This is a genomic window from Candidatus Sodalis pierantonius str. SOPE (assembly GCF_000517405.1).
Taxonomy (GTDB): domain Bacteria; phylum Pseudomonadota; class Gammaproteobacteria; order Enterobacterales; family Enterobacteriaceae; genus Sodalis_C; species Sodalis_C pierantonii.
In genome coordinates, this window is sequence record NZ_CP006568.1 from 838,080 (window position 1) to 864,524 (window position 26,445).

General features: G+C 55.6%; 20 protein-coding genes and 9 pseudogenes. 15 read left to right on the plus strand and 14 right to left on the minus strand.

Translation table 11 applies throughout. From position 1 onward, the window contains the following. Positions 1–3 precede the first annotated feature (3 nt). Positions 4–753 (plus strand): IS21-like element ISSoEn3 family helper ATPase IstB, encoded by a 750-nt coding sequence (istB, locus tag SOPEG_RS04380; RefSeq protein ID WP_025244436.1) that lies wholly within the window; start codon positions 4–6, stop codon positions 751–753. 118 nt (positions 754–871) lie between these two features. On the opposite strand, the pseudogene SOPEG_RS27070 reads toward istB, so the two are convergent. Then, positions 872–1,006, minus strand: a pseudogene (locus SOPEG_RS27070) (exonuclease subunit SbcD); the annotation flags it as partial. 579 nt (positions 1,007–1,585) lie between these two features. Here SOPEG_RS27070 and SOPEG_RS04390 point away from each other — a divergent pair. The 9 genes and pseudogenes from SOPEG_RS04390 (at position 1,586) to SOPEG_RS29150 (ending at position 10,526) form a co-directional block, all read left to right on the plus strand. Continuing rightward, a complete protein-coding gene (locus SOPEG_RS04390; RefSeq protein WP_025244438.1) occupies positions 1,586–2,794 on the plus strand; it encodes an IS256-like element ISSoEn2 family transposase in 1,209 nt (402 codons plus the stop codon). Between the two features lie 33 nt (positions 2,795–2,827). Then, a pseudogene (locus SOPEG_RS27075) lies at positions 2,828–3,243 on the plus strand (winged helix-turn-helix domain-containing protein); the annotation flags it as partial. 202 nt (positions 3,244–3,445) lie between these two features. Beyond that, a complete protein-coding gene (phoR, locus tag SOPEG_RS04400; RefSeq protein ID WP_025244439.1) occupies positions 3,446–4,699 on the plus strand; it encodes a phosphate regulon sensor histidine kinase PhoR in 1,254 nt (417 codons plus the stop codon). Positions 4,700–4,898: 199 nt separating this feature from the next. Beyond that, a pseudogene (locus SOPEG_RS29140) lies at positions 4,899–5,021 on the plus strand (phosphate ABC transporter substrate-binding protein); the annotation flags it as partial. 65 nt (positions 5,022–5,086) lie between these two features. After that, positions 5,087–5,566: a PstS family phosphate ABC transporter substrate-binding protein gene (locus SOPEG_RS29145; protein ID WP_236851874.1), complete on the plus strand. Its 480-nt coding sequence runs from the start codon at positions 5,087–5,089 to the stop codon at positions 5,564–5,566. Positions 5,567–5,789: 223 nt separating this feature from the next. Continuing rightward, entirely contained in the window at positions 5,790–6,893 is a 1,104-nt protein-coding gene (locus tag SOPEG_RS04415) for a cobalamin-independent methionine synthase II family protein (protein WP_025244440.1), read from the plus strand. A 729-nt stretch (positions 6,894–7,622) separates the two neighbouring features. Continuing rightward, the gene (gene brnQ, locus SOPEG_RS04420; protein ID WP_025244441.1) at positions 7,623–8,939 is read left to right on the plus strand and encodes a branched-chain amino acid transport system II carrier protein; all 1,317 of its coding nucleotides are present in this window, start codon (positions 7,623–7,625) and stop codon (positions 8,937–8,939) included. Between the two features lie 131 nt (positions 8,940–9,070). Continuing rightward, positions 9,071–9,262 carry a hypothetical protein gene (locus tag SOPEG_RS30175; protein WP_250635981.1) on the plus strand — a complete coding sequence of 64 codons (192 nt, stop codon included), beginning with the start codon at positions 9,071–9,073 and terminating at the stop codon, positions 9,260–9,262. Further along, positions 9,216–10,526, plus strand: a complete 1,311-nt coding sequence (locus SOPEG_RS29150; protein WP_250635976.1) for an amino acid permease — start codon at positions 9,216–9,218, stop codon at positions 10,524–10,526. Before SOPEG_RS30175 ends, SOPEG_RS29150 begins: the two co-directional genes overlap by 47 nt. Positions 10,527–10,676: 150 nt before the next feature. Here SOPEG_RS29150 and SOPEG_RS04435 read toward each other — a convergent pair whose 3' ends face one another. Continuing rightward, entirely contained in the window at positions 10,677–11,279 is a 603-nt protein-coding gene (locus SOPEG_RS04435; protein ID WP_025244442.1) for a peroxiredoxin C, read from the minus strand. A 1,044-nt stretch (positions 11,280–12,323) separates the two neighbouring features. Here SOPEG_RS04435 and SOPEG_RS04440 point away from each other — a divergent pair. After that, complete coding sequence (locus SOPEG_RS04440) at positions 12,324–13,247, plus strand: IS5-like element ISSoEn1 family transposase (RefSeq protein ID WP_025243834.1); 924 nt, start codon at positions 12,324–12,326, stop codon at positions 13,245–13,247. 45 nt (positions 13,248–13,292) lie between these two features. On the opposite strand, the gene SOPEG_RS27095 is transcribed toward SOPEG_RS04440, so the two are convergent. From SOPEG_RS27095 to SOPEG_RS04455, 4 genes and pseudogenes are all read right to left on the minus strand, one after another. Beyond that, positions 13,293–14,027, minus strand: coding sequence for a phage tail protein (locus SOPEG_RS27095; RefSeq protein WP_148296991.1), 735 nt, complete (start codon positions 14,025–14,027; stop codon positions 13,293–13,295). 117 nt (positions 14,028–14,144) lie between these two features. Continuing rightward, positions 14,145–15,068: an IS5-like element ISSoEn1 family transposase gene (locus SOPEG_RS04445; RefSeq protein ID WP_025244443.1), complete on the minus strand. Its 924-nt coding sequence runs from the start codon at positions 15,066–15,068 to the stop codon at positions 14,145–14,147. A 163-nt stretch (positions 15,069–15,231) separates the two neighbouring features. Continuing rightward, positions 15,232–16,441, minus strand: a pseudogene (locus tag SOPEG_RS04450) (IS256 family transposase). 60 nt (positions 16,442–16,501) lie between these two features. After that, entirely contained in the window at positions 16,502–16,855 is a 354-nt protein-coding gene (locus SOPEG_RS04455; RefSeq protein ID WP_236851613.1) for a LysR family transcriptional regulator, read from the minus strand. 147 nt (positions 16,856–17,002) lie between these two features. On the opposite strand from SOPEG_RS04455, the pseudogene SOPEG_RS04460 reads away from it, so the two are divergent. Continuing rightward, positions 17,003–18,030 (plus strand): annotated as a pseudogene (locus SOPEG_RS04460) (zinc-dependent alcohol dehydrogenase family protein). Positions 18,031–18,167: 137 nt separating this feature from the next. Here the strand turns inward: SOPEG_RS04460 and SOPEG_RS28615 are convergent. Next, positions 18,168–18,294: pseudogene (locus tag SOPEG_RS28615) on the minus strand (Y-family DNA polymerase); the annotation flags it as partial. Further along, positions 18,294–18,719 (minus strand): translesion error-prone DNA polymerase V autoproteolytic subunit, encoded by a 426-nt coding sequence (gene umuD, locus SOPEG_RS04465; protein WP_025244445.1) that lies wholly within the window; start codon positions 18,717–18,719, stop codon positions 18,294–18,296. The gene umuD and the pseudogene SOPEG_RS28615, both read right to left, overlap by 1 nt. Positions 18,720–18,745: 26 nt before the next feature. Between umuD and SOPEG_RS27100 the strand changes: the two genes are divergently transcribed. Beyond that, positions 18,746–19,189, plus strand: a complete 444-nt coding sequence (locus SOPEG_RS27100; protein WP_148296992.1) for a hypothetical protein — start codon at positions 18,746–18,748, stop codon at positions 19,187–19,189. On the opposite strand, the gene SOPEG_RS04470 is transcribed toward SOPEG_RS27100, so the two are convergent. Beyond that, on the minus strand, positions 19,172–20,392 hold the full coding sequence (locus SOPEG_RS04470; RefSeq protein ID WP_025244446.1) for an ISL3 family transposase: 1,221 nt from the start codon (positions 20,390–20,392) through the stop codon (positions 19,172–19,174). The genes SOPEG_RS27100 and SOPEG_RS04470 overlap by 18 nt on opposite strands. A gap of 97 nt (positions 20,393–20,489) precedes the next feature. On the opposite strand from SOPEG_RS04470, the pseudogene SOPEG_RS04475 reads away from it, so the two are divergent. After that, a pseudogene (locus tag SOPEG_RS04475) lies at positions 20,490–21,291 on the plus strand (endonuclease). Positions 21,292–21,601: 310 nt separating this feature from the next. Here the strand turns inward: SOPEG_RS04475 and SOPEG_RS30765 are convergent. The 3 genes and pseudogenes from SOPEG_RS30765 to dgcN all read right to left on the minus strand — a co-directional run bounded on the left by SOPEG_RS30765 (position 21,602) and on the right by dgcN (position 24,485). Next, entirely contained in the window at positions 21,602–23,104 is a 1,503-nt protein-coding gene (locus SOPEG_RS30765; protein ID WP_025244447.1) for a P1 family peptidase, read from the minus strand. A gap of 54 nt (positions 23,105–23,158) precedes the next feature. Continuing rightward, positions 23,159–23,455 (minus strand): annotated as a pseudogene (locus SOPEG_RS04485) (enolase C-terminal domain-like protein); the annotation flags it as partial. A 41-nt stretch (positions 23,456–23,496) separates the two neighbouring features. Next, positions 23,497–24,485: pseudogene (dgcN, locus tag SOPEG_RS04490) on the minus strand (N-acetyltransferase DgcN). A 205-nt stretch (positions 24,486–24,690) separates the two neighbouring features. Here dgcN and SOPEG_RS22550 point away from each other — a divergent pair. Further along, positions 24,691–25,083 carry a hypothetical protein gene (locus tag SOPEG_RS22550; protein WP_025244449.1) on the plus strand — a complete coding sequence of 131 codons (393 nt, stop codon included), beginning with the start codon at positions 24,691–24,693 and terminating at the stop codon, positions 25,081–25,083. On the opposite strand, the gene SOPEG_RS04500 is transcribed toward SOPEG_RS22550, so the two are convergent. Both SOPEG_RS04500 and SOPEG_RS04505 read right to left on the minus strand, forming a co-directional pair. Further along, on the minus strand, positions 25,061–25,573 hold the full coding sequence (locus tag SOPEG_RS04500) for a GNAT family N-acetyltransferase (RefSeq protein WP_025244450.1): 513 nt from the start codon (positions 25,571–25,573) through the stop codon (positions 25,061–25,063). The genes SOPEG_RS22550 and SOPEG_RS04500 overlap by 23 nt on opposite strands. Before the next feature lie 115 nt (positions 25,574–25,688). After that, positions 25,689–26,381, minus strand: a complete 693-nt coding sequence (locus SOPEG_RS04505) for a DMT family transporter (RefSeq protein WP_025244451.1) — start codon at positions 26,379–26,381, stop codon at positions 25,689–25,691. Positions 26,382–26,445 lie beyond the last annotated feature (64 nt).

Below are 26,445 nucleotides of genomic sequence, written 5' to 3' on the forward strand. Positions count from 1 at the left end.
AATATGGATACACTGTTAATGGCTCTGCGAGAGCTGAAGTTGTCGGCAATGGTCCAGGCGTTGGAGACGCAACGCGAACTCCCGGGGAGTTATGGGGAGCTGGGGTTCGAGGAGCGGTTGTCGCTGATGGTAGAATCGGAAAATTTACATAGAAAAAACAATAACATATGCCGTATTCGACGGCAATCGCAAATGCGCTTGCAGGCAAAACCGGAAGATATCCGCTATATCCCTAGCCGAGGAGTGACACCGGAACAGATGCGAGATCTGCTAGGGGGACAATATCTGAAATATCAGAAAAGCATACTCATCACGGGGCCGACAGGTACGGGCAAAACCTGGCTCAGTTGTGCGCTTAGTGAGCAGGCATGCCGGCAGCAATATAGCGTGCGTTACTGGCGAGTGGGTCGGTTGCTGGCCCATCTTCACCAGTGTCAGGTAGACGGGACCTATCTAAAACAGCTTAAGCAGTTAGAAAAAATAGAGTTACTGATCTTGGACGATGTGGGCCTAGAATCAATAAGTCCGATGCAGGCAACGATGCTGTTGGAGGTGATGGAAGATCGCTACGACAAAAGCAGCAGCATCCTGATCAGTCAACTGCCGGTGAAAAAATGGTATGGACTGATAGAAAACCCCACGACAGCTGACGCGTTACTCGATCGGTCAGTACACCCCAGCTATAGACTGGAACTTAAAGGCGAATCACTACGCAAAGAGCAAGGAGTAGCCAGCACAGGAAAAATAGACTAAACCCGAGTCAGAAGATGAGCGAACACGTGATCGAATATCACTGGAATGGGTGATCGGAAAATATCGGAATAACTGATCGGATGTCGCCGGAACAGCTGATCGGATACGTCGGAATCTGCAACATCAAGGCGTCCACCTGGTGTTCATCCACCTGGCTGATCAGCCACGTCAAAAACGCCTGATGTTCGTCGACGCGGTTTTTGGTGAAAAACGACTGACCCAGATGCCAATCAGAAGTGTGAATAATGCGCATGACGCTCCAGCGGCAAACAAATCGATGGGGCAGTATAAACCGTGACGCCGGCGCCTGTCGTCCGACAGGGGGAATTTTGCGGCGCCGGTTCCCGAAAAGGGGATAAGTCCTCCCGTGCGACCTCTTTCCGCGCTGAGCAACCGCGCGCTTGCTTGCACTCTCCGCCGTTGCCGTGGCGCTATACGCTCCGCCACCCCCTGACGCTCTCGGTTACCCGAAAGGAAACAAGATCCTGCGTAAGGCGCTGACGGCGCGGCTGCGGCGCATTGATTAATAATATTCGCTAATTTTTAGTGGGTTATGGTATTTAGACGTCGTCTGTTGCCGCCGGGTGCCTGCATCAGTTAACGATAAAATCTATTTCTTTTAAGATAAATGAGTTTTAATAAATATGTCACAAAAGTGACGCATAATGCCGGCACCTTAATCATGACGATTTATGGCGGAGAAACGATGGCGAGACGCATACTGGTGGTGGAAGACGAAGTGCAGATTCCGACGTCCGATGAGCCTGTTTAGAAATTTGTGTATTTGCCTGATTTTGATATGTTCAATACAACATCAAAAACAGGTTAATTTATGGACGAAAAACAGTTGCAGGCTCTGGCTAACGAACTGGCCAAAAATCTCAAAACCCCTGAAGATCTCAGTCACTTCGATCGGCTGCTGAAAAAAATTAGCGTCGAAGCAGCTCTCAATGCCGAAATGACCCATCACCTCGGCTACGATAAAAATCAGCCTAAACCGAGGACCAACGCCCGCAACGGCTATTCCACAAAAACCGTTACCACTGGCGATGGCCCGCTGGCGCTGCGTACTCCGCGCGATCGTGACGGTTCCTTTGAACCGCAACTGGTGAAGAAGAACCAGACCCGGATTACCGGGATGGATAACCAGATTTTATCGTTGTACGCCAAAGGGATGACCACCCGCGAGATCGCCGCCGCGTTCAAAGAGCTGTATGACGCCGATGTCTCGCCGGCGCTGGTCTCAAAGGTCACCGATGCGGTCATGGAGCAGGTTGTCGAATGGCAAAACCGGCCTCTGGATGCAGTCTATCCCATTGTTTATCTTGACTGTATCGTTCTAAAAGTCCGGCAGGACAGCCGCATCATCAACAAATCTGTGTTCCTGGCGCTGGGCATCAACATCGAAGGCCAGAAAGAGTTGCTAGGTATGTGGCTGGCCGAAAATGAAGGCGCAAAGTTCTGGCTGAACGTGCTGACAGAGCTGAAAAACCGCGGCCTGAACGATATCCTTATCGCCTGCGTAGACGGGCTGAAAGGTTTCCCTGACGCTATTAACGCGGTGTATCCGGAGGCGCGGCTCCAGCTGTGTATCGTACATATGGTGCGCAACAGCCTGCGGTTCGTCTCCTGGAAGGACTACAAGGCCGTCACCCGCGACCTGAAAGCTATCTATCAGGCCCCTACAGAAGAAGCCGGCTTGCAGGCGCTGGAAGCGTTCTCCAGTGCCTGGGACATCCGTTACCCGCAAATAAGTCGAAGCTGGCAGGCAAACTGGGCCAATCTGGCCACGTTCTTTGCCTACCCAACGGACATCCGCAAGGTGATCTACACGACCAACGCCATCGAGTCGTTAAACAGCGTGATCCGGCATGCCATCAAAAAGCGCAAGGTGTTCCCGACCGACGACGCAGTGAAAAAGGTGGTGTGGCTGGCGATACAGGCGGCCTCACAGAAATGGACAATGCTTTTGAGGGACTGGCGCATGGCAATGAGCCGCTTTATTATCGAGTTCGGTGACCGCCTGGACGGTCACTTCTGAGAAAAGGCATTTACACAGAATCGTGTACAGGGTCTACGCGGGCTGGAAGTCGGGGCCGACGATTATATTACCAAACCCTTTTCTCCCAAAGAGCTGCTGGCGCGGATAAAAGCGGTGCTGCGGCGCATCTCCCCGATGGAGACGGAAGAGCGAATCGAGCTTCAGGGCCTGAGTCTGGATCCCGCCTCGCATCGGGTGACCGCCAACGAGCAGGCGCTGGACATGGGGCCGACCGAATTCAAGCTGCTGCATTTCTTTATGACCCATCCTGAGCGCGTCTATAGCCGCGAGCAATTGCTGAATCATGTATGGGGCACGAATGTCTATGTGGAGGATCGCACGGTGGATGTCCATATCCGCCGTTTGCGTAAAGCGCTTGAATCGGGGGGCATGATCGTATGGTGCAAACGGTGCGCGGTACCGGTTACCGCTTCTCCGGGCGCTATTAAATTCGGCGCAGGCGGGCAGCGCACGCGGCCTCCTCAAACCTTGCCGCCGCGATAGCGGCCATTGATGGTACGCTTGCGCACCGGCGATGACACCGCGCAGAGGCGGAACATGAGTCAGATGGAAAGGATGTGATGCCCGCGGTCAGCGGACGCATGATGAGCCGGTGGCCGCGCTACAGGGGCCGTCGCGAAGGAGATGCCGTTGCTTGAACCTATTACCTGGCGCAGATTGTTACTGGAAGGGGTGCTGTTTTGCCTGCCGGCGCTGCTGTTGTTGTTGTTCATCGGCCACTTGGGCTGGCTCTTGGCGCCGCCGACGGGCGGGGGCAGCTGGATTTCGCTATTCTATGGTTTGCACCGTATGCAACTGCGTCAACGCCGTCGGCGGCGCGAGCTGGCGATGTTGTTTAAACGCTTTCGCAGCGGCGCCGACTCGCTGCCCGATACGCTGGTGATGTTAACGGGTGACGGTCATATTTTCTGGTGCAACGGCCTGGCTCAACAATTGCTCAGTTTCCGCTGGCCGGAGGATAACGGACAACCGATCCTCAATTTGTTGCGTTATCCAGAGTTTAATGATTATTTGCAGCGGCAAGCGTTTCAGCGACCGCTTACATTGCAGCTGAATAATCAGCACTGGGTGGAGTTTCGCGTTATGCCCTATACCGACGATCAGCGATTGATGGTGGTGCGTGACGTCACGCAAATGCAGCAACTGGAAGGGGCGCGGCGTAACTTTTTCGCTAACGCCCGCCACGAATTGCGCCCGCCGCTGACGGTATTGCAGGGGTATCTGGAAATGATGACCGACGATAGCCTTGACGCCCACATGCGGCAGCGGGCGGTGCAGACTATGCAGGATCAATCTCGGCGCATGGAGCGCCTGGTCGCCCAATTGTTGGAGCTGTCGCGTATCGAAGCGGCGCCGCAGGGGGAAACCCACACGCCGGTTGATATGCCGACCTTGCTCAAGCGTTTGCAGGCCAGCGTCGAGGGGCTCAGCCAAGGACAGCATCCGCTGGTGCTGCGCGTCAATCCACAATTATGGGTCAACGGCAATGAAGAGCAACTGCGCAGCGCGGTATCGAATCTGATGTACAACGCGGTTATTCATACGCCTCCCGGCACCCGCATCGAGGTCAGTTGGCAGCGCAGCGCCGAGGGGGCGACGTTTCAGATTAGCGACAACGGGCCGGGTATTGCGCCGGAATATTTGCCGCGCCTGACGGAGCGCTTTTATCGTGTGGATAAAGCCCGTTCGCGTCAAACCGGCGGTAGCGGCCTGGGTCTGGCCATTGTCAAACATGCGTTAAGCCATCACGATGCGCGGCTGGATATCAGCAGCGCGCCGGGCGAGGGCACCCGTTTCGGTTTTACCCTGCCGGCGCGGTTGATTACCCTGCCGCCGCGGGTGGACCCTAGCGTTTCTCCTCTTTCACCCCAGGCCAGAGAGTGATGCGCTGTTTTTCCCTCTTGGCCGGCGCCTTGTTCGCTAGCTGCCTGCTGGGTGTGCATAGCGCGGTGCTGCGCGCGCAGCCTGTTACGCCGGCGGCGCCGATTCCGCTCTTGACCGGTACGTTAACCAGTACCGGCTCGGATACGCCGCCGCCGCGCTGGCGGCCGGCACGACGCAGCTGGGCCCCATGAGCCGACCGATGAGCGAGCCGGAAATCGCCGGCTTTCGTCAGCGTTACGGCTATGCGCCGCTGGCGCTACCGGTGGCGCAGGATGCGCTGGTGGTCATGGTTAATCAGGCCAATCCGCTAGAGGCGATTAGCCAGCGTCAGCTGGATGCGATCTTTTCCGTCACTCGCCAGTGCGGACAGGCGGCACCGATACGGCGTTGGGGTTACCCGGGGAATGGCGCATGCTGTCGCTACTGCGCTATGGCCGTAACACCGCCTCCGGCACCCAGGGATTTTTTCGCCTTCGGGTGCTTTGCGGCGGGGATATGCAGCCAACGGTCAACGAACTGCCCGGATCGGCGGCGGTCGCGCAGGCGGTGGCCGCTTCGGTGAACGCGATTGGCTATACCAGCATGGGGTTCCACGCCCGCGGGGTGAAGCGGCTGGCGATTATCGATGCGGCTGGCCACACGTTAACCGCCGATGCGCAGATATTGCGCCGCGGGGAGTACCCCTTCACCCGCCCGCTCTATCTCTACGTCAACAAACCGCCGGGTAAATCCCTTGACCCTCTGACATTGGCATTTCTGGCGCGCGTTTTGTCCCCCGAGGGACAAGAACAGGTTAGCCAGGCGGGATATGTGCCTTTGACGCAATCCCAACTGCTGACGGCGCGGCGGGCCGCCGGATTGCCTTAAATCGCCAAAGTGAAAGTCTTACAACGATCATGAATAAAATTCAATAGCGTTGAAATTTTCTCGTTTGTGCGGCATTAGGTGAAGTGACACACTGCGCCTGAGACGCATAGAGCATAGAGCATAGAGCATAGACGTCTAGATGTCCATTAATTGCGAAGCGTGACTATACCGTCACTAAATTAACGCGATCATCATGAGGATGACGCCCTCCTGGAGCAGTAAAATGCAAAGAACCCAAGCCCCTTTCCGCGCCGATGTGGTCGGCAGTCTGTTACGTCCCGCCGTGATAAAGCAGGCCCGCCAGCGTTTCACCGATGGCGAGATAGATGTCGCGCAGCTGCGCGCCGTGGAAGACAATGAGATTGCCCGCGTCGTCGCGGAGCAGCGCGCGCTGGGGCTGCAGGTCGTTACGGACGGGGAGTTCCGCCGCGCCTGGTGGCATATGGATTTCTTTGAAGGATTGGACGGGGTGGAAGGGTACCAGCCCGACCACGGCATTCAATTTCAGGGCGTGCAGACCAAAGCCCGTAGCGTCAAGGTCACCGGTAAACTGGGATTTCGCCATCACCCGATGCTGGAGGATTTTCGTTTTCTGAAAAGCGTGGCCGGCGACGCGGTGCCGAAAATGACCATTCCCAGTCCGAGCGTCTTGCATTTCCGCGGCGGGCGCGCGGCGATCGATAAGGCCGTCTACCCCGATCTGGCGGAATACTTCGACGATCTGGCACAAACCTGGCGCGATGCCATTGCCGCGTTTTATGCCGCCGGCTGCCGCTATTTGCAGTTGGACGATACCGTCTGGGGCTATCTGTGCTCGGAAGATCAAAAGCGTCAAATGCGCGAACGTGGCGATGATCCGGACGCTCTGGCGCAGATTTACGCTGAGGTGCTGAATAAAGCGCTGGCCGGTAAGCCGGAGGATTTGGTGGTGAGCCTGCACGTTTGCCGCGGGAACTTCCGCTCCACCTGGATTTCCGAAGGGGGTTATGAGCCGGTCGCGTCCATCCTGTTCGGCCAGGTGAAGGTGGATGCCTTTTTCCTGGAGTACGATACCGAACGTGCTGGCGGCTTTGAACCGCTGCGCTTTATCAAACCCGGACATCAGCAGGCGGTGCTGGGGCTTATTACCTCGAAAACGCCGACGCTGGAAGACCCCCAGGCGGTGCTGGAACGCATCCGTGAAGCCAACCAGTATGTGAGCCTGGATCAGCTGTGCCTGAGCCCGCAATGCGGTTTCGCCTCTACCGAAGAGGGCAATAAGCTGAGCGAACAGCAGCAGTGGGATAAGTTGAAGTTAGTGCTTGATATCGCTCGCCGCGCTTGGTGATAACGCGTGCGCGGGCGGTTCTTCTCGGCCCGCGCTCAAGTCGTTTCCACCTTCTGCGTAAATGGAAGTCTGAACCTCGTTTTGAACCAAAGCCACAGCCAGAGTCCGTGCCAGATTTTGAACTACGCAGCGGTTCGCGCGCTACCTTAAGATCTGTTCATCGGCTGAAACGACCGTCCACGCGTTTACCCGTACTTTTAAGGATGTGACCGTAGGGCAAACACCGGGTGTTGCGCCCGTGCGCGGGAGGGAAGTGTGTGTCCCCGTCGGCTTCGCGGTACGCTATTCAGCGTAAGCAGGCGTGAACGCTATACCCGGAGGTGTTACCCGCCGGAACGGTCGCGGACCCGGGTCCGCTCGCCCCTATGTCGCCCGCACGCCGCGTGTCCATGTCGTCCATCGCAATTTCTTATGTCGCGCTGGCGATTTTCGTCGTCAGACGGGTTATCATGTAGCGCAGAAAAGGGAATATTTGAATACTTAACCTAAATATTATTCAAAAAGCAGATTTTAGTGCCAGTTTTGCCTGATGGACTTGCCAGCAACCGCTATAAACTATTAAATTAGCCGCCGTTGCGCCGCCCGTCAGTATTGCTTCCCCGCATGATTATTCTGTCCGGCTTAACGGCCGTTCACGCGATGCCGATCGTTTCGGCCAAAGGTGTGTCGATCACCGCGCAGTCATAAGAATTTCTTATTAGGATTTACTACAGGCTTTAATACTAACCCATGACTAAACGTTTAACCTCCAAAGACATCCTCGCGCTGGGTTTTATGACCTTTGCTCTGTTTGTCGGCGCCGGGAATATTATTTTTCCGCCCATGGTGGGCCTGCAATCCGGTCAGCACGTTTGGCTGGCGGCGGCGGGCTTTTTGATTACCGCGGTCGGTCTGCCGGTCATTACCGTTATCTCGCTGGCGCGGGTCGGGGGCGACATTGATGCGCTCAGTTCCCCTATCGGCCATAAAGCCGGTCTGCTTCTGGCTGTCGTGTGTTATCTGGCGGTGGGCCCGCTGTTTGCTACACCGCGCACCGCGACCGTCTCATTTGCGGTCGGCGTGGCCCCCTTCACCGGCAACGGCGAACTGCCTTTGCTGATTTACAGCCTGATCTATTTCGCAGTGGTCATCGGTATTTCCCTGTACCCCGGCCGCTTGCTGGATACGGTGGGCCATGTCCTGGCGCCGCTTAAGATCATCGCGCTCGCGGTATTGGGCATTGCGGCGATGCTGTGGCCGGCGGGCCAGCCGTTGCCGGTGTCCGCGGGCTATAGTCACCTGCCGTTTTCCAGCGGATTCGTGAACGGCTATCTCACCATGGATACCCTGGGCGCGATGGTATTCGGCATCGTTATCGTCAACGCCGCCCGTTCGCGCGGCGTGGAGAGCGCCCACTTTCTGACCCGTTATACCATTCTGGCCGGACTGATTGCCGGTATCGGTTTGACGGCGGTCTATCTGACGCTGTTCAAGTTAGGTTCAGGCAGTGGCGTGCTGGTGCCGGGGGCGCAAAACGGCGCCGAAATCCTGCACGCCTATGTGCAGTACACCTTCGGCGCCGCCGGTAGCGGTTTTTTGACGGTGCTAATAACGATAGCCGGTTTGGTGACCGCGGTGGGCCTGACCTGCGCCTGCGCTGAATTTTTCAGCGAACATACCGGCATTGGCTATGGCAAGTGGGTGTTCCTGCTGGGGCTGTTCTCCATGTTGGTTTCCAACCTGGGCCTTAGCCATTTGATCAGCATTTCCGTACCGGTGCTTACCGCTATCTATCCACCGTGCATCGTCCTGATCCTGCTGAGTTTTACGCTACGCTGGTGGCATTCCAGCGCCCGCCTCGTTGCGCCCGGCATGCTGGTCAGTCTGGTGTTTGGCTGCCTAGATGGCATCAAGGTGTCGGCCTATCCCGACATTCTCCCGGCCTGGGTGGATCGCCTGCCGCTGAGCGCGCCGGGACTGGCCTGGCTACCGCCGACGCTGGTCATGCTTGTCGTCGCGGCGGCTTACGATCAATCCCGCGGACGGCAGCAAATCTCCGTTCTTTGAGCGTCGGTGAGGCAATCAACTGACCACGGACACCGTTCCGTGGTTTTTTCTTGTGCAATAAAAGGTAATGGGTCATGCAATCTTCCACCCCTTCGCTGAAGCGGGGGCTGTCCACCCGGCATATTTGCTTTATGGCGCTTGGCTCCGCCATCGGTACCGGGTTGTTCTATGGTTCCGCTGATGCGATACAAATGGCCGGTCCTAGCGTGCTGCTGGCTTATTTAATAGGCGGCCTAGCGGCCTATGTTATCATGCGCGCCCTGGGGGGAAATGTCCGTGGAAAACCCCAATGCCGGTTCGTTCTCCCGCTATGCGCAGGATAATTTGGGCCCCATGGCGGGCTACATTACCGGCTGGACCTACTGTTTTGAAATCCTGATTGTCGCCATTGCCGATGTGACCGCCTTCGGTATCTATATGGGCGTGTGGTTCCCGCTGGTACCGCATTGGGTCTGGGTGTTAAGCGTGGTGCTATTCATCGGCGCGATCAATTTACTGAGCGTCAAAGCGTTTGGCGAGCTGGAGTTCTGGTTCTCATTTTTCAAAGTTGCCATCATTATCGTCATGATCCTCGCCGGCATCGGCATTATCCTGTGGGGCATCGGCATCGGCATCGGCATCGGCATCGGCATCGGCATCGGCATCGGCATCGGCATCGGCATCGGCATCGGCATCGGCATCGGCATCGGCATCGGCATCGGCATCGGCATCGGCATCGGCATCGGCATCGGCATCGGCATCGGCATCGGCATCGGCGGCCAACCTACCGGTGTGGCGAATTTGTGGCGCCACGGCGGCTTCTTCAGCCACGGCGTCGGGGGGATGATTCTTTCGCTGCAAATGGTGATGTTTGCTTACGGCGGTATTGAAATCATCGGCATCACCGCCGGCGAAGCGCGGGATCCAGAGCGCTCTATCCCGCGGGCCATCAACTCCGTTCCCTGGCGTATCCTGCTATTTTATGTCGGCACCCTGGCGGTTATCATGTCCATCTATCCGTGGAATCAGGTGGGTACGGGCGGTAGCCCGTTTGTACTGACGTTCCAGAATTTGGGCATTCCTGTCGCCGCCGGCCTGTTGAATTTCGTCGTGCTGACGGCGTCGCTCTCGGCCATCAACAGCGATGTGTTTGGCGTCGGGCGCATGTTGCACGACATGGCGGGGCAGGGGCATGCGACGCGCATCTTTCGGCGCGTATCGCGTCACGGCATTCCCTGGATCACGGTGCTGGTGATGATGATGGCGATGCTGGTGGCGGTCTACTTGAATTACCTCATGCCGGAAAATGTCTTCCTGATGATCGCCTCGCTGGCCACGTTTGCCACCATATGGGTGTGGATCATGATCTTGTGTTCGCAAATCGCCTTTCGCCGCAGGCTCAAGCCCGAGCAGGTGAGGGCGCTGAAATTCCCTTTGCCCGGCGGCGCTATCACCGCGGGCCTCGGCGTCGTCTTTCTGCTGTTTATTATCGGCTTGATTGGCTACTTCCCTACCACCCGGGTGTCGTTATACGTGGGAGCGGTGTGGGTTTTACTGCTCTTGCTGGGATACCGCTGGGTAAAAACGAAGCGCGTGACCGCCTCCTGAGCGCAAAGCCCAGGCAGGGGATGCGAGGGCGGCCTTATCGGGTTAGCTACCGGGCAGGCCGCGGGCGCAGGGTATAAAAAAGCCGGTCAGCCTGGCTGACCGGCGCTAGACGGACAGGGCGCGTGCCCTCTCTGCTCTGGCGGAAGCTGATTACAGTCTGGTCAGGTTCTCAGACAGATATTTGGCGACACCTTCCGGTGAAGCACCCATCCCTTCCTGCCCTTTTTCCCACTGTGCCGGGCAAACTTCGCCGTGTTCTTCATGGAATTGCAGGGCGTCGACCATGCGCATCATTTCGTCGATATTGCGGCCCAGCGGCAGGTCGTTAACGACCTGATGGCGAACAATCCCGTCTTTGTCGATGAGGAACGAACCGCGCAGCGCGACGCCGGCGTCCGGATGCTCAATGCCATAGGCTTTGATGATTTCGCGTTTGATGTCCGCTACCATCGGATACTTGACCGGTCCAATACCGCCCTTGTCGGTGGGGAACTGGCGCCATGCGTTGTGTACAAACTCTGAGTCAAAAGAGACGCCGATGATTTCCACGCCGCGCTTCTGGAATTCTGCGTAACGTTTGTCAAAAGCAATCAGTTCGGACGGGCAGACGAAGGTGAAGTCCATCGGCCAGAAGAAAATGACCGCCGGTTTACCCTGGATGTGGGATTTAAGATTGAAATTGTCAACGATTTCACCCGTGCCGAGCACGGCGGCGGCGGTAAAATCGGGGGCTTGACGAGTGACCAGAACCATATTTACTCCTGTAAAATAGCGTTTGCGGATTGATAGGATTTGAGCCGGCTTAGTATAAGGCCGTGCCGGAGGGGGAATAAAGTCAACCGTACCGATTGGTTAAATAGGTTATGCCTATCGAAGCGATAGGTGAACCTTGTCATCATAGCGGTGCCTTCCTTATTGACCGTTGAACAGGCGCGTTCAGCGCATGCCTATGCGGCCGGCCACCTCATTGCTGGTCGGTGGGCCAGGAGAGTGAGGAAAAGGGCACTAACGGATCACGTTGCCAGGGCTGCCGGACGGCGGTATTTACGTGGCCGGGATTGAACGGTGACGGGGATGCACGGTGACTAGCGTTGCTACGGCTATGGCTTGGCGCGCACGCGGGGGCAGGTTTCGTGTTTTCAACTTGACCTTCATTGGCCTAGGAGCGCCGCTCACGATGAAAAAAATACCGCCCTAGCGAAAAGAACTGGCGCGAAATAGCGGCGGGTCAAAAAAGGCGGGATTCCCTATTTCTCTTCTCGCCTGTTCATTGAAGGGGAAACGATAAACTCACTCAGGCTGTTCCTCACGCCGCCGCGATAACCTTTACCTCGGGCGGCGAACGATGCCGCAGCGGGATGTCGCCGCCAAGAGCGCTGATAACGGCATGGCGAGAGCAAGGCCCATAGCGCGCGTAATTTTAGCGGTTGTCGCGACGTCTGCGTTCGGCAATACTCTCTTTGGGAGAACCGATCGCGGAAAAGATGGCGTGTCGGGGTAATTTCAGACCAGCGCGCTTGATGGAATGGAAAGAGGAAATAAAAGTCAATGAGAATGACAAATGGAATAATTATGGCGGCATGCTGTTTATGTTTATCACTTCATGCGGGAACAATTATGGCAAAAACGGTGCATCTTATTTCCAGCTCATCTGAATATGACGAGCACAACATCCCGGATATTGCTACGGTGTTTAAGCGGCAAGGTTTTCAGGTCAATAGAGGCTTTGTTGAATAAATCGAACTTTTAGGTGACTGGCGGCTATGATCACTACATTCGTTTCAACATCAGGTCCCCATGGCAAAGCAAAAGTTTAAAATTACCAACTGGCCCGCATATAACAATGCGCTCAGGCAGCGGGGGGACCTGACAGTATGGCTTGATGAGTCAGCCATTGCTGCATGGACTGAGAGTACACCACCTGAACATCGTGGCCGGCCGCTTCACTACACCGATATGGCCATTACCACGGTTCTGATGATAAAGCGCGTGTTTAACCTTTCGCTCCGGGCGTTACAGGGTTTCGTTGACTCGATTTTTAAACTGATGGGGCTGTCGCTGCGCTGCCCAGATTACTCTCTGGTCAGCCGGCGAGCAAAAACCGTCGACATCAGCATAAAAACGCCAACCCGCGGCGAAATCTCACACCTGGTCATCGATGGCACCGGCCTGAAAATCTTCGGCGAAGGCGAATGGAAAGTCAGGCAGCATGGGGCTGAGAGGCGCAGAGTATGGCGCAAGCTTCATCTGGCAGTAGATAGCGCGACACATGAAATTATCTGTGCCGATTTATCGCTAAGCGGTACGACAGATGCGCAGGCGCTGCCCGGGCTGATTAACCAAACCCACCGGAAAATCAGGGAAGCGTCGGCTGACAGTGCTTACGATACGCGTTACTGTCATGATGCTCTGCTGAGGAAAAAAATAAAGCCGCTTATCCCACCGCGAAGTGGTGCGCAATATTGGCCAGCTCGATACCATGAGCGTAACCATGCGGTGGCAAATCAGCATCTGAGCGGCAATAACGATACCTGGAAAAAGAAAGTAGGTTATCACCGGCGTTCACTGGCTGAAACGGCCATGTTCCGGTTTAAAATACTTCTGGGTGGTCATCTGAGTCTGCATGACTATGACGCGCAGGTAGGTGAGGCTATGGCAATGGTCAAAGCGCTTAACCGGATCACGTTGTTAGGAATGCCAAACAGCGTCCGCATCATGTAACAATCGCCCTGATAGGGAGGAAGTCGTCAAAAATTTCGGATTTATTCAACAAAGCGCATTGATACCATCATCAGTGCCAACCTCATACCCATTAGTCATAGGGTTGAAGTTTTCATAATCAGAGGCGACTGAAAACCAAAGCTTATGTCGTCCAGCAAAGACTAAGTGTCCTTTATAAAAGGCTACTTTGGTAGGAAATCCCATTGCATCAGACCAGTCACCGAAGGCCCATTTATATGTCGCGCCAGTCGATTCGATCAACGATGGAGGGAGCTCGCTCAAAATCTTGCCTTGGGCTTGTGTGGCACTATTGACAGCAGTGATTAAAATTACTCCCCATCCGCCGTTAGAGTAACGCCAAAGTGTACCGTCTGAACCATCTACGTGGGCTCCTGCGGTCCATGTCGGTTGCGTTGAGCCCGTCGAGGTACCTTTCATATCCTCGTAATATTTTCCATCACTGCGGCAGAATCTTCCGACTGCAAAAGTTGAATCAGTGCTTGATTGCCATGCGGGTATATGCCCATTCTTCCCTATAGTGGTATCGGAGATAGCATCCGTAGACGATTCAATGTAAAACAGTCCGCCTATATGACAAGACTCAAAAATGTCGCTGCTGGCAGTTAGATTGCATAAGCTGGTTGTGGTCGGCGTCCCGTCAGCACGATCAGCTCCATCTGCTGAATAGATGCGAAATTGGTCAGTGTAAACTGTAACACTGCGATCTAAATTGATATCATCGAAGGGACCCATAGAGACAGAATAATCTAAAGCTTCCAAGATCCAATCGGTGTTGCTATTGCGCGATAGCTTGTAGGGTGGCTGTTCTCCCGAGTAAGTGCTTTGTTGAATAAATCCGAAATTTGTGTGACGACTTCCTCCCTATCAGGGCGATTGTTACATGATGCGGACGCTGTTTGGCATTCCTAACAGCGTGATCCGGTTAAGCGCTTTGACCATTGCCATAGCCTCACCTACCTGCGCGTCATAGTCATGCAGACTCAGATGACCACCCAGAAGTGTTTTAAACCGGAACATGGTCGTTTCAGCCAGTGAACGCCGGTGATAACCTACTTTCTTTTTCCAGGTATCGTTATTGCCGCTCAGATGCTGATTTGCCACCGCATGGTTACGCTCATGGTATCGAGCTGGCCAATATTGCGCACCACTTCGCGGTGGGATAAGCGGCTTTATTTTTTTCCTCAGCAGAGCATCATGACAGTAACGCGTATCGTAAGCACTGTCAGCCGACGCTTCCCTGATTTTCCGGTGGGTTTGGTTAATCAGCCCGGGCAGCGCCTGCGCATCTGTCGTACCGCTTAGCGATAAATCGGCACAGATAATTTCATGTGTCGCGCTATCTACTGCCAGATGAAGCTTGCGCCATACTCTGCGCCTCTCAGCCCCATGCTGCCTGACTTTCCATTCGCCTTCGCCGAAGACTTTCAGGCCGGTGCCATCGATGACCAGGTGTGAGATTTCGCCGCGGGTTGGCGTTTTTATGCTGATGTCGACGGTTTTTGCTCGCCGGCTGACCAGAGAGTAATCTGGGCAGCGCAGCGACAGCCCCATCAGTTTAAAAATCGAGTCAACGAAACCCTGTAACGCCCGGAGCGAAAGGTTAAACACGCGCTTTATCATCAGAACCGTGGTAATGGCCATATCGGTGTAGTGAAGCGGCCGGCCACGATGTTCAGGTGGTGTACTCTCAGTCCATGCAGCAATGGCTGACTCATCAAGCCATACTGTCAGGTTCCCCCGCTGCCTGAGCGCATTGTTGTATGCGGGCCAGTTGGTGATTTTAAACTTTTGCTTTGCCATGGGGACCTGATGTTGAAACGAATGTAGTGATCAGAGCCGCCAGTCACCTAAAAGTTCGATTTATTCAACAAAGCCGTATCAATGTTCAAATTGAGGGGGATTCTACCAACTCTATTCAGTGGCTGGCATGAGCCCGTACCGGATTCTGTGTAAATGCCTTTTCTCAGAAGTGACCGTCCAGGCGGTCACCGAACTCGATAATAAAGCGGCTCATTGCCATGCGCCAGTCCCTCAAAGGCATTGTCCATTTCTGTGAGGCCGCCTGTATCGCCAGCCACACCACCTTTTTCACTACGTCGTCGGTCGGGAACACCTTGCGCTTTTTGATGGCATGCCGGATCACGCTGTTTAACGACTCGATGGCGTTGGTCGTGTAGATCACCTTGCGGAATGTCCGTTGGGTAGGCAAAGAACGTGGCCAGATTGGCCCAGTTTGCCTGCCAGCTTCGACTTATTTGCGGGTAGCGGATGTCCCAGGCACTGGAGAACGTTTCCAGCGCCTGCAAGCCGGCTTCTTCCGTAGGGGCCTGATAGATAGCTTTCAGGTCGCGGGTGACGGCCTTGTAGTCCTTCCAGGAGACGAACCGCAGGCTGTTGCGCACTATATGCACGATACACAGCTGGAGCCGCGCCTCCGGATACACCGCGTTAATAGCGTCATGGAAACCTTTCAGCCCGTCTACGCAGGCGATAAGGACATCGTTCAGGCCGCGGTTTTTCAGCTCTGTCAGCACGTTCAGCCAGAACTTTGCGCCTTCATTTTCGGCCAGCCACATACCTAGCAACTCTTTCTGGCCTTCGATGTTGATGCCCAGCGCCAGGAACACAGATTTGTTGATGATGCGGCTGTCCTGCCGGACTTTTAGAACGATACAGTCAAGATAAACAATGGGATAGACTGCATCCAGAGGCCGGTTTTGCCATTCGACAACCTGCTCCATGACCGCATCGGTGACCTTTGAGACCAGCGCCGGCGAGACATCGGCGTCATACAGCTCTTTGAACGCGGCGGCGATCTCGCGGGTGGTCATCCCTTTAGTGTACAACGATAAAATCTGATTATCCATCCCGGTAATCCGGGTCTGGTTCTTCTTCACCAGTTGCGGTTCAAAGGAACCGTCACGATCGCGCGGAGTACGCAGCGCCAGCGGGCCATCGCCAGTGGTAACGGTTTTTGTGGAATAGCCGTTGCGGGCGTTGGTCCCCGGTTTAGGCTGATTTTTATCGTAGCCGAGGTGATGGGTCATTTCGGCATTGAGAGCTGCTTCGACGCTGATTTTTTTCAGCAGCCGATCGAAGTAACTGAGATCTTCAGGGGTTTTGAGATTTTTGGCCAGTTCGTTAGCCAGAGCCTGCAACTGTTTTTCGTCCATAAATTAACCTGTTTTTGATGTTAGATTGAACATATCAAAATCAGGCAAATACACAAATTTCTAAACAGGCTCGTCCAGTTTGAGTCCGGGATGTTCTGCACTCAACGTTGCCAGAACAGGCATGACACAGAGCCTTCCATATGAGACAGGAAGGCTGATCCGCAGCGTACCTGAAACCACCTGCCTGCGGGAGGTCAGCAGGGATTCCGTTTCATCCAGTTCATCCATAACCCTGAGACAGCTTCGGTAATAAAGCTCGCCTTCTTCCGTCAGACTCATGCTTCGGGTCGTACGGTTCAGCAGTTTCACCCCCAGTCGTTGCTCAAGGCGGGCAACATTTTTTCCTGCTGCAGATTTCGACATTCCCATCCGGGCTGCTGCAGCTGTAAAGCTCCCCGTTTCAACGGTATGCACAAAAGCCGCCATACAAAGCAACTGTGAGTGTAGAATGAATTCCATTATATTGTATCCATCATGGAGTAAATGTTACTCCTTTATATCGCGATACACGCCATATTATTATCAATAAAATGATTTTTCCGATTTACAGGAGAAATCACCATGACCCAACTAATGAAACGCTGGCAGTTAAGTGCTTTCGGCACTGAAAATTTACATATCGCAGATGTGCCTCTGCCGGAGCCCGGATTTAACGAGTTACTGATAAAAGTCTCAGCAGTTTCCCTTAACTACAGGAACAAACTGGTGCTGGAGGGGAAACTTCTGCCTGACGTCCCTAAAATGCCTTTTACGCCCGTATCTGATATGATGGGGGTTGTTGTATCTGCAGGGCCGGGCGTCTCACGTTTCCGCCCGGGAGATCGCATTGTGGGTAATTTCTGGACTCAGTGGCTGGATGGTGATGCCCCGGAGGACATGGTTCGTCACGGGCGATCACTGGGTGGACCACTACCTGGGATGCTGTCAGAATACGTTGTATTATATGAAGATATGGCGGTCGCATCACCGGGAAATCTGAGTGAAGAAGAAGCTTCAACTTTACCTGTTGCAGCACTTACCGCCTGGTTTGCACTGGTCGAAACAGGAAAGATCAGGCGTGGACAAAAGGTTCTTGTTCAGGGAACCGGCGGCGTGGCGCTGGCAGGACTTCAGCTTGCCCGGGCTTTTGGCGCTGAGGTGACCGTCCTGTCCCGTAGTGAGGAAAAGCTGCAGCGAGCAAAATCGTTAGGCGCTGCGCACTTAATTAATATCCGTACTGTGCCCGAATGGTCAAAACAGGCAGATGAAATCACCGGAGGGCATGGCTTTGATCACATACTGGAGCTCATCGGAGGGGATAATCTTCGCCATTCAGCTGATGCTCTTGCGCCCGGGGGCGTATTGCGCAGATTGGTTTCCTGGGAGGGGACCAAATTGTTCTTTCAGCAATTCCTCTTATGCTTAAAAGAGCCATTATTCAGGGAATCACCGTAGGCCACCGACGGGCCCTTGAGGATTTGTGCCGGGCCGTTGAACATCATCAGATTAAACCTGCTATTGATAAAGTTTACAGTTTTTCAGAGGCAAAAACTGCCTTTTCTCATCTGGACAGGGGTCCGTTCGGGAAGATCGTTATTCGTATTGGATAGCCAGTTCTGACTGAATGTTCGCTTCAGCTAAGACAATTGTCGTAGATATGCAGGGAACAATGTTTCCCTGCTTTTTTTCACCCATGCGTTATGGATAATTGAGCGTCTACGTTGGTTGATTTTCAATTCCACATAATCTCTGTTGCGCGCGACGATGGCGCCATCGTTGTTGGATAACACGACAACTGGCTTGCCACGCAGATCTGGACGGAATACTTGTTCGCAGCTGGCGTACATTGAATTCACATCAGCAAGAGCAAACATCATAGTAGTCCATGAATCACATTAGTCACCACCCCCCAGATTACCAGATCATCACTTACAGGTAGTGGCCGGTAAGCACTATTGACTGGCTCAAGGCTCGGTTTTGGCCGTAAGATGAGTCGTTTAACGGTGAACTGGCCGTCAATCTCTGCAACAACGATATGGCCATGCTCTGGTTTCAGGGATTTATCTACGACCAGCAGATCGCCGTCAAAGATACCGACTCCGATCATCGAATCACCCGATGCACCGACGAAATAAGTGGCGCTGGGATGTCGGATGATGTGCTCGTTGATGTCTAGCGAGGCATCTTCATACCCCGCGGCCGACGATGGAAACCCAGCGGGAACGTAATCGATAAAAAAAGGCAAACATAGCCGTCGTATCTCCACGGCCACAGGCCGGAATGGCATGTTTATCTGCATAGCTAACTCATTAGTACTGTTTATTTATGGGTCTTCCCCTGTTGTGGTGGCTCAATCGACAGTTCTGCATTTTTACTTTACTTATTATTTTGGCTGGAACTTGGACTTCTATATGGATGTCAAACGTATTTACGTTTAAAGGAATAACGTTCATGTCATGCTTAAAAAAATATGCATATGCCCCATTTATCTTACTGCTTCATGGTGTTACAGCATCGGCCTCACCAAATATGATGTATAACACTGATAAAAAAGACTATTCACTGTCACCAGAGATAACGCCAAAATTATCTTGGGAGAAAAGTGAGTCTCAAGTTGATAAAACTCAATATTGTCTTACCCTTAGCAATCCGGGATGCAGCAATATGTGGCAAAAGGAAAAAGAAAAGGAGAATGACGAGCGAATACAACATCACCAGCAAAAAAATTTTATAACTCCCTTAAATGATTGCTCAAAAATTCATATTTAGTTTCCCATAGTGGAACATTACGCCCAGCTTGAAACGTTCTTTGTTCCTGAAGCCCCGTGACTTGATCCTGAGCAGCCGTATTTTGCTGTTCAGGGACTCCGCATTCCCATTTGATACCCGGTTTTTCATTGCATTCAGAATGCCGTAAAGGCGTTTTGCCACCATGCGGGCAATGCTGGCCATGAGCGGTATGCCGGTGTCTTTAGCCATCGCCATCCATTCCTGCCACAGCTTACGGCTATGATTGTCATAGCGGCGGTGCCACAGATCGCGAGCAAGCTCTTTCATTACCCAGCACTGACTCGTTTGGGGTAACACCAGCCGGGCAACTTCTAACCTCTCTGCCCGGCACCCGAGGCGATTTTGTTTGCTGTAAAACCATAGATAGCGTGAGCGGTGGGCGTCTTTCCTGTCTGACGACGGGATCTGTTTCATCTCAGCCTGACGGGTTTTATCAACGACGGCGCACAACATTTTTGCCACATGGAAGTGATCGAAAGCGATTTTATCGACGGCATTGGGGAGATGGATGCGGGCTGCACTGATATAGGCCATGTTCATGTCCATAGACAGCGTTTTTATCTCATCAAGCTGGTGATCTCTCAGGCTGCGCAGATAACTGGCAAGGCTTTCTACACCGCGGTCGTCGGTCAGTTGCAAAGCGCGTCCCTGCCTGTCAGAGATAACGGTGACGTACTGGTGTCCTTTTTTGAACCCGACTTCATCCACGTAGAGGTGACGGACGGATAAGGGTTCTTTTATCCGGGCCAAGCCTCGTTTGACTGCGCGCATCATGATGCCGTCAACGGCATTCCAACTGAGTTTGAGCTGCTTTCTGACAGCATCCACGGTGCTGACTTTCAGCCATGAAAGAACAAAGGCTTCGAACAACAAGGTGTAGCGGCTGCCTGACTCTGCCCAGGGAACAGGCAGTGTCTGGCAACCGTGCTCGGGGCAGTCAACGCGGGGGACATCAGCCTCAACCAGCGTGGTGAACTGACAGGTATCGAGGTGACGCCATTTACGACGCCGGTGATCATGCATGGAGCAGGATTTACCGCAGGTTGGGCAGGCCAGTTGTGTGTGCTCGGCAATGCCGACAATTACCGTCACTGATCCAGATTTTTCATCAAGAGAAAGGGATTGTACCTGCCACGGTGCGGACAGGTTAAGGATATGGGCATAGAGGGACTTTTCGTCCATGGCAGACTCCCCAAAAATCAAGACTGCCATCATAATGCCCTTAGCCACCACAACAGGGGAATACCCATATAATAACAATGAAAATGGATTACCATCAGTGCATAAACCGTTGTCCGCCGCGCGCCGGGAATTTGATCCCGTCGAAGCTTATCAATACCCGGAGCATCTTCGTCCTTTTATTGTCGATCTGCCTTCCTCCCCCGGCGTCTATGTCTTCCACAGCGACAGCGACGTGATGCCGCTTTATGTCGGCAAAAGCGTCAATATTCGCAGCTGGGTGATGTCGCATTTGCGAACCGCGGAAGAAGCCCGCATGCTACGCCAGGCCCGCCGTCTCAGCTTTCACCGTACCGCTGGCGAAATCGCGCGCGCTACTGCTCGAAGCACAAATGATAAAGCAGCTTCAGCCTTTGCATAATAAACGGCTGCGTCGCAACCGTCAGCTTTGCTCCATCCAGGTGGTACAGGGCGTGCCGTCCATCGTCAGCGCCAAAGAAATTGACTTTGCCCGCACGCCGGATCTCTACGGCCTGTATTCCAGCCGTCGCGCGGCGCAGCAATCGCTTCTCGCTATCGGCGACAGCGAGCAATTATGCTATTCCCTACTTGGACTGGAGCGTGTAAGCCGCGGCCGTCCGTGTTTTCGCCATCATCTTGGCCGCTGCGCCGGAACCTGTTGCGGCCGGGAGTACCGGGAAGAGCATCACCTAAGACTGATGGATGCGCTGGGGCAGATGCGGATTTTCTGTTGGCCTTTTTCGGGCCCGGTGGGACTGGTGGAAACGCTGGCGCAAGCCGCCGGGCTGCGCACGGTATCCCCCAGTTTTGACAGCGACGGTTATAAAATTTTGTGCGGGCCTATCATGAGCGGCCGCCATGACATCATCGAACTGAACTGACGCCCTCGCGCCAGGTCGGCACCCCCTTCCCGGCCTCTGCTTGCGCTGAGGCGCCCACAGCGAGTGACGGAGACCCGGTCGCCGCTTTTGCCCCCCGCGGCGATAAGGGTAAGCGGCGCTAACGCCCCTAAAGCTTCCAACATTGGCGCAGGGCCCTTCACCAGCCAACACCGGCGGCGCGATCGCAGGTGGAGCACCGTTGAGCGCCGTTGAGCACCGTCTATTAGATGCCCATAAGCGATCGACCGTCAAGCTAACCGTCCTCAGCCTACAGGGTTAATGCCACTTTTTCGCGACGTGCTCGGGCGTCTCACCCCTGCCCGGTCGCCAGCACCGAAAAGGCGCTGAGCAGACCGACCAACGACGCCATATCCTCGCGGGTATAATGCACCGTTAACGCATCGCTACGGCCGACGCCGGGCACCAGGCAAAAAAGATCCTTCAACGCAGGCCGCGCTACCATCACTTCCAACCGGTAAGGTGGGGCGATCCGCGACGCCAGCGTGTCGCCTCCCTCCCGTACGGCGCGCTCGGCGGCTTGGCGAATTACGGCCTGCGCCTGCGCTGGGCTAAGGGACTCCGCCGCATTTTGCGAAATGGCGCGTTTCACGCAGGCGTAACCGGCAAAGGGATAATACCGCGCGATCCATCGCTGTAGCATGTCGTCCCCGCTGACCAGCCACAGCGGCGTCTTCAACTCCGCGCCCAGGGCAGCGTAAATGTCGCTTTCCGCCATCACTTCGCCATTATTAGTCACGCGGTAAAAAGCCCGGCCGTTAATGGTGTGAGCCAGAACACCGAATTCGCCGGCGGCGCTGTGATAGCCGATAAACATCATACCGTCGAAAGGCTGTTGCTGAAGCCCTTCCGCCATTGAGAGCGGCCGCGGTTTACCCTGCAACAGCCGCAGCGCGGGGCGATGATGCCCGCGAAAACCGGTAACGGGGGTAGCGCTCAACAACGCATCCACCACCACATGCTCGGTGGCGTCGGCCGCCGCGGCCAGCAGTGGCTCCAGCGCATCATCCGCCGGCGGCCTGGGTAAGGGATCGGTTGAGAACGCCAGGGCGATATCGCCCGAACCGTGCCCCCAATAACTGCCGATACGCCCTAGTCCCGCGCCGGCGCGCCGGGCGATCCGTGACAGCTGGCAACCGTCGAGCGGCGCGTCGGTCGCCATGATAACGATTACCGAGCCGGCATCCTGCTGGGGCGCCAACTCCGGCAACAGCGGCGCGACGGCGGCCCCCAATTGAACGCCGTCCAGCGTCAAAGAGGAGAGCGTGCCGAAATTGGCCAACACCAGCACGCCCAGCGTGGCGTTTAACGACGAGCACCGCCGCGAAGCGCTGCCGATCCCCCCTTTTAGGCCGAAACAGCTCATGCCGCGCCCGGCGCCAACGCTACCGCGTGCTATCTGTTCCGAAGCCTGGGACAGCGCCTGACGCGCCACCTCTTCAGTGACGGCCAGCGCCTGGATATCGTTAAGCCAGCCGTCGTTGCATTCCAGCGCCAGCGTGTTCACCGTCGGCAGCGTGCGGCCGAGTTCGGGGTTGCGCGCGATAGCCTCGCGCACAAGCGTAGTAAACAGCGTGCCGACAACCAGGGTATTACTTAATAAAATCGGCGTTTGCAACAACCCCAGCTCCGCAACCTGTACCAGCCCGACGGGCTTGGCAAAACCGTTCAACACCGCTGCGCCGCACGGCAGCGGTGCGGTAAAGAGATTGTCTCCCGGCGGCACGATAGCCGTCACGCCGGTCTGGATGTCCCCCGCGGCCAGCGTCGCATGGCCGACGGTTACCCCCGCCACATCGCTGATATCGTTACGAGCGCCGCAGCTGCTGATGCAAATAATCGTCCATCGTCACGCCCCGCCGTTTGCGGTGAGCTGGGCGCCCGCCAACGGCACCCAGCTCACCTGACCCTGGCCATATTGCAAGTGCGGCGCCGCGTCCTGCGCGAGCCACAAAGGCCCATCCAAATCGACGAATTCCGCGTCAATTGCCACCGGCAACGCCGCCTCCATCGCCAGCGAAGAGCCCAGCATACAACCCACCATCACCCGCATGCCCTGTAACTTGGCTTCCGCCACCATCGCCAGCGCTTCGGTAAGGCCGCCGCACTTGTCCAGCTTAATATTGATCATGTCATAACGGCCGCGCCAGCGGCAGCTCGAGCGTTTCAATCGTTAGCGTTCGCATGTCACCCTTGCTCCTGGAGCAGGCGAGCGATGCCCTCGATGCCAAAACGTACCGGATCGGTTGCCGGTACCCCAAATTGTTCACTCAGCCGGCGCCTCGCCGGCGCGGGAGGTGTTGAGAGCGAATCCTGCCAGCTTCACCCCGGGGCTGGTGACCGCCGCGGCGCGTAAATTGGCTTCGACACAGGTCTCCAACGTCACCATCGGTTGATGAGGGAGGTGGCGCATGTGGGGACGATCCATTTCGTGGCACATCACCAACCAGTGCGGTTGGGCGCCATGGAGCAAGCCCATGCTGACCCCGGCATTAGGAAGGATGAAACAGCGACCCCTGCCCTTCAACAATATCCCAATGATCGGCATCATTAGCCGGCGACGGCGCCTCCGCGGCGCCAGCGATAAAATCGGCCACCACGGCGTCGATGGCAATCCCTTCTCCCGCCACCAGAATGCCGGTCTGGCCGGTGGCGCGGAAATCGGCTTTCATCCCGCGCTCGCGCATGGCCGCTTCCAGCGCCAGCGAGGTATATATTTTGCCCACCGAGCAGTCGGTACCCACCGTCAGCACCCGTTTACCGGCGCGGGGTTTCCCGCTGCCGACCGCCAGGGCCGGCCGCTGATGACGCACATCAAATAACCTGACGCCGTGCTGCTCCGCCAGCGTCGCCAAACCCGGCGTCGCGGACAGTTGCTCATGAAGGCCGCTGGCGACATTCATACCAGCGCGAATAGCCGAACGAACCGTTTCCAGCCAGTGCGGCGGCAGGAAACCGCCGGCGTTGGCGGTACCTAGCACCAGGGTGCGAGCGCCTCGCGCCGCAGCATCCTCAATGCCGATCTCCTCAAGACCGAGGGAAACCGTGCAGCCTGGCAAACGCAACTGGCCAAGGCAGTGATCGGGACGCCACACTTGAATGCCGCGGGCGGTTTTCGCCGCCAGCGGGTCGGTGACATCGCCGAGAAAAAGCAGATAGGGTTGCGGAATCAGCATAGAGGTACTCTCAATAAACTAAACCGACCTCCACTATTCCACCACATCCAGCGAAAAACGAATACCCGTTTAGCGGCAGGGTATAACCTCAGGCTATCCCCTGGCAGCCACTCGCCGGCCTAAATCGCTCAAGACAAGACGCTAGGTCGGCGCAGGCACCCGCGCCGGGCTTGTTTAGGAAAAGAACATTTCCTATAATCATGCCATGCGCAAAACCCCTGAATACGTCGGCCCTGCCGGCACAGCGACAACGCGTCCGTCCACGGGCGGTCACCAGCGTCGGACGGGCGCGGCCGGCCGCACGGCGCAATTATCCGCGCTGGAGGATGCGCTGGCGCGGCTGGTACGTCAGGCGCTGGACGCCAACCAAAGCCGCCTTGCGGCGTTTATCCGCCTGGGTCAGGAGGATGGCTCGGTGGATCCGGCGCTGAATGTGGAGCATAGCGCCTTACTCATGCTGGCGGTGCTACAGGGGATGCGCGTGGTTGGCAAAGCCGGCCGGCAACATGAAGAGATGACGGCGGTCGCCGCGCTGGCGCTGCGTTTGCTGGACCGTCCCATGACGGCCCTTCCGGCTACAGCGCCTTGCTCAAAATGAGCAAAGGCGTATAGCGACTTTCGCGCTCGTAAGCGGTTTCACCGCTGACCGCCATCTGCTGGCTGAGGTAAAAAGCTTTGGCCTGGTGATTTTGCGGTAGCACCTCCAGCCATAGCTGCGTTTGCCGAGCTTCTCTGGCCAGCATTTCCACCGCGCTAAACAGCGGCCTGCCGTACTCGCGGCCGGTAAATTCCCGCAGAAAATAGATCTTTTTCAATTGACCGCCTAGAGCGCCGGTATCCGGTCTCGGCATCTCACACAACAGCTTCGCCAGACCGACATCCTGACCGTCAAAGCTGGCTATCAGCCAGTGGCAATGTGGCTCTGCAAAGCTTTTCTCCAGCGATGGCGCCGTGAAATCATCCGCCAGAAAATCCGCCAGCGCCTGTTTCTCCGGCCAAAGATGGCCAAAATGTCCGATGTAACTCTCATAACCCAGCGCGGTCAGGGAATCGGCATCCTTGCGGCGGGCGAGGCGAATTTCCAGCATGATTTCGTCCAGTAATTGATGGGGAAGTCTCGGCCAGTCATCATAAAGGCAGACGCGTCGGGATCTAATGCCGGCAACCTCAAAAGGTTATTGCCGGCAGCGCCGGAGAAAGGCGCTAGCGGTGTCGTCCCGCGCCCCTGACGCAGCACGTCAAGCGCGACCGAACGTTACACAACCCGGCGGCATAATTTTGCGCAAAAAAGGCAAATAGGGTGGCGAACAATGCCAGATACAAGGTGATCCCCCAAAACTGCCACGACGCGGGCAAGGGTGGCGGCTGTCGAAAAGTGAAGAGCAGCAGCAGCCAACTGCCGGCCGCGACGACCCCGGTCTGGACCGCGGTTAACGCCAGCGCCGGTACCGGCCGCTGCGCGCTCCCACCGCACAACCAATAAACGCCCAGCAACGACAGCAGCGCCGCCAGTATCAATCTTCCGTCGAGCCGTCCTCGACACACCAACCATTCCACCAACGGAGTGAAAATGACGAACAGGCTGATTAGAAAGGCCGCATTTCCGGCGCTGATAATCGCCACACCCTGTGTTTCGCAAATAAATACCCCAAGCAGAATCAGCCCCAGCGGAAGCCCGGGACGCAGGGCCGTCAAGCCGGCGCCGCGCAGTTGCGGCACCAGCACCAGTAAGGTCAAGGTAAAGCGCAGCGCGATAAAACCCAGAACCGGATAAAACGCGAGCGCCTGTTTGGTGGCGGCATAGCTGCTGCCCCAAATAACCGCCACCAGCAACAGCATGGCATCGGCAAGCTGTGGCGCCGTACGGCTTTGGCGCGCTAACGCGATATTCAGCATTTCAACATCCGTAATCGATGATCTTTAGCAAGGGTTGCAGTATATTCTTTTGTTGCACCGGCAA

Excerpts from the sequence above, each read along its gene's own strand:
- istB (WP_025244436.1), top strand. The coding sequence starts at position 4 with ATGGATACACTGTTAATGGCTCTGCGAGAGCTGAAGTTGTCGGCAATG.
- SOPEG_RS04390 (WP_025244438.1), top strand. The coding sequence starts at position 1,586 with ATGGACGAAAAACAGTTGCAGGCTCTGGCTAACGAACTGGCCAAAAAT.
- SOPEG_RS04415 (WP_025244440.1), top strand. The coding sequence starts at position 5,790 with ATGCAAAGAACCCAAGCCCCTTTCCGCGCCGATGTGGTCGGCAGTCTG.
- brnQ (WP_025244441.1), top strand. The coding sequence starts at position 7,623 with ATGACTAAACGTTTAACCTCCAAAGACATCCTCGCGCTGGGTTTTATG.
- SOPEG_RS30175 (WP_250635981.1), top strand. The coding sequence starts at position 9,071 with ATGGCGCTTGGCTCCGCCATCGGTACCGGGTTGTTCTATGGTTCCGCT.
- SOPEG_RS04435 (WP_025244442.1), bottom strand. The coding sequence starts at position 11,279 with ATGGTTCTGGTCACTCGTCAAGCCCCCGATTTTACCGCCGCCGCCGTG.
- SOPEG_RS04440 (WP_025243834.1), top strand. The coding sequence starts at position 12,324 with ATGGCAAAGCAAAAGTTTAAAATTACCAACTGGCCCGCATATAACAAT.
- SOPEG_RS04445 (WP_025244443.1), bottom strand. The coding sequence starts at position 15,068 with ATGGCAAAGCAAAAGTTTAAAATCACCAACTGGCCCGCATACAACAAT.
- umuD (WP_025244445.1), bottom strand. The coding sequence starts at position 18,719 with ATGCAGATAAACATGCCATTCCGGCCTGTGGCCGTGGAGATACGACGG.
- SOPEG_RS27100 (WP_148296992.1), top strand. The coding sequence starts at position 18,746 with ATGGGTCTTCCCCTGTTGTGGTGGCTCAATCGACAGTTCTGCATTTTT.
- SOPEG_RS04470 (WP_025244446.1), bottom strand. The coding sequence starts at position 20,392 with ATGGACGAAAAGTCCCTCTATGCCCATATCCTTAACCTGTCCGCACCG.
- SOPEG_RS22550 (WP_025244449.1), top strand. The coding sequence starts at position 24,691 with ATGCGCAAAACCCCTGAATACGTCGGCCCTGCCGGCACAGCGACAACG.
- SOPEG_RS04500 (WP_025244450.1), bottom strand. The coding sequence starts at position 25,573 with ATGCTGGAAATTCGCCTCGCCCGCCGCAAGGATGCCGATTCCCTGACC.
- SOPEG_RS04505 (WP_025244451.1), bottom strand. The coding sequence starts at position 26,381 with ATGCTGAATATCGCGTTAGCGCGCCAAAGCCGTACGGCGCCACAGCTT.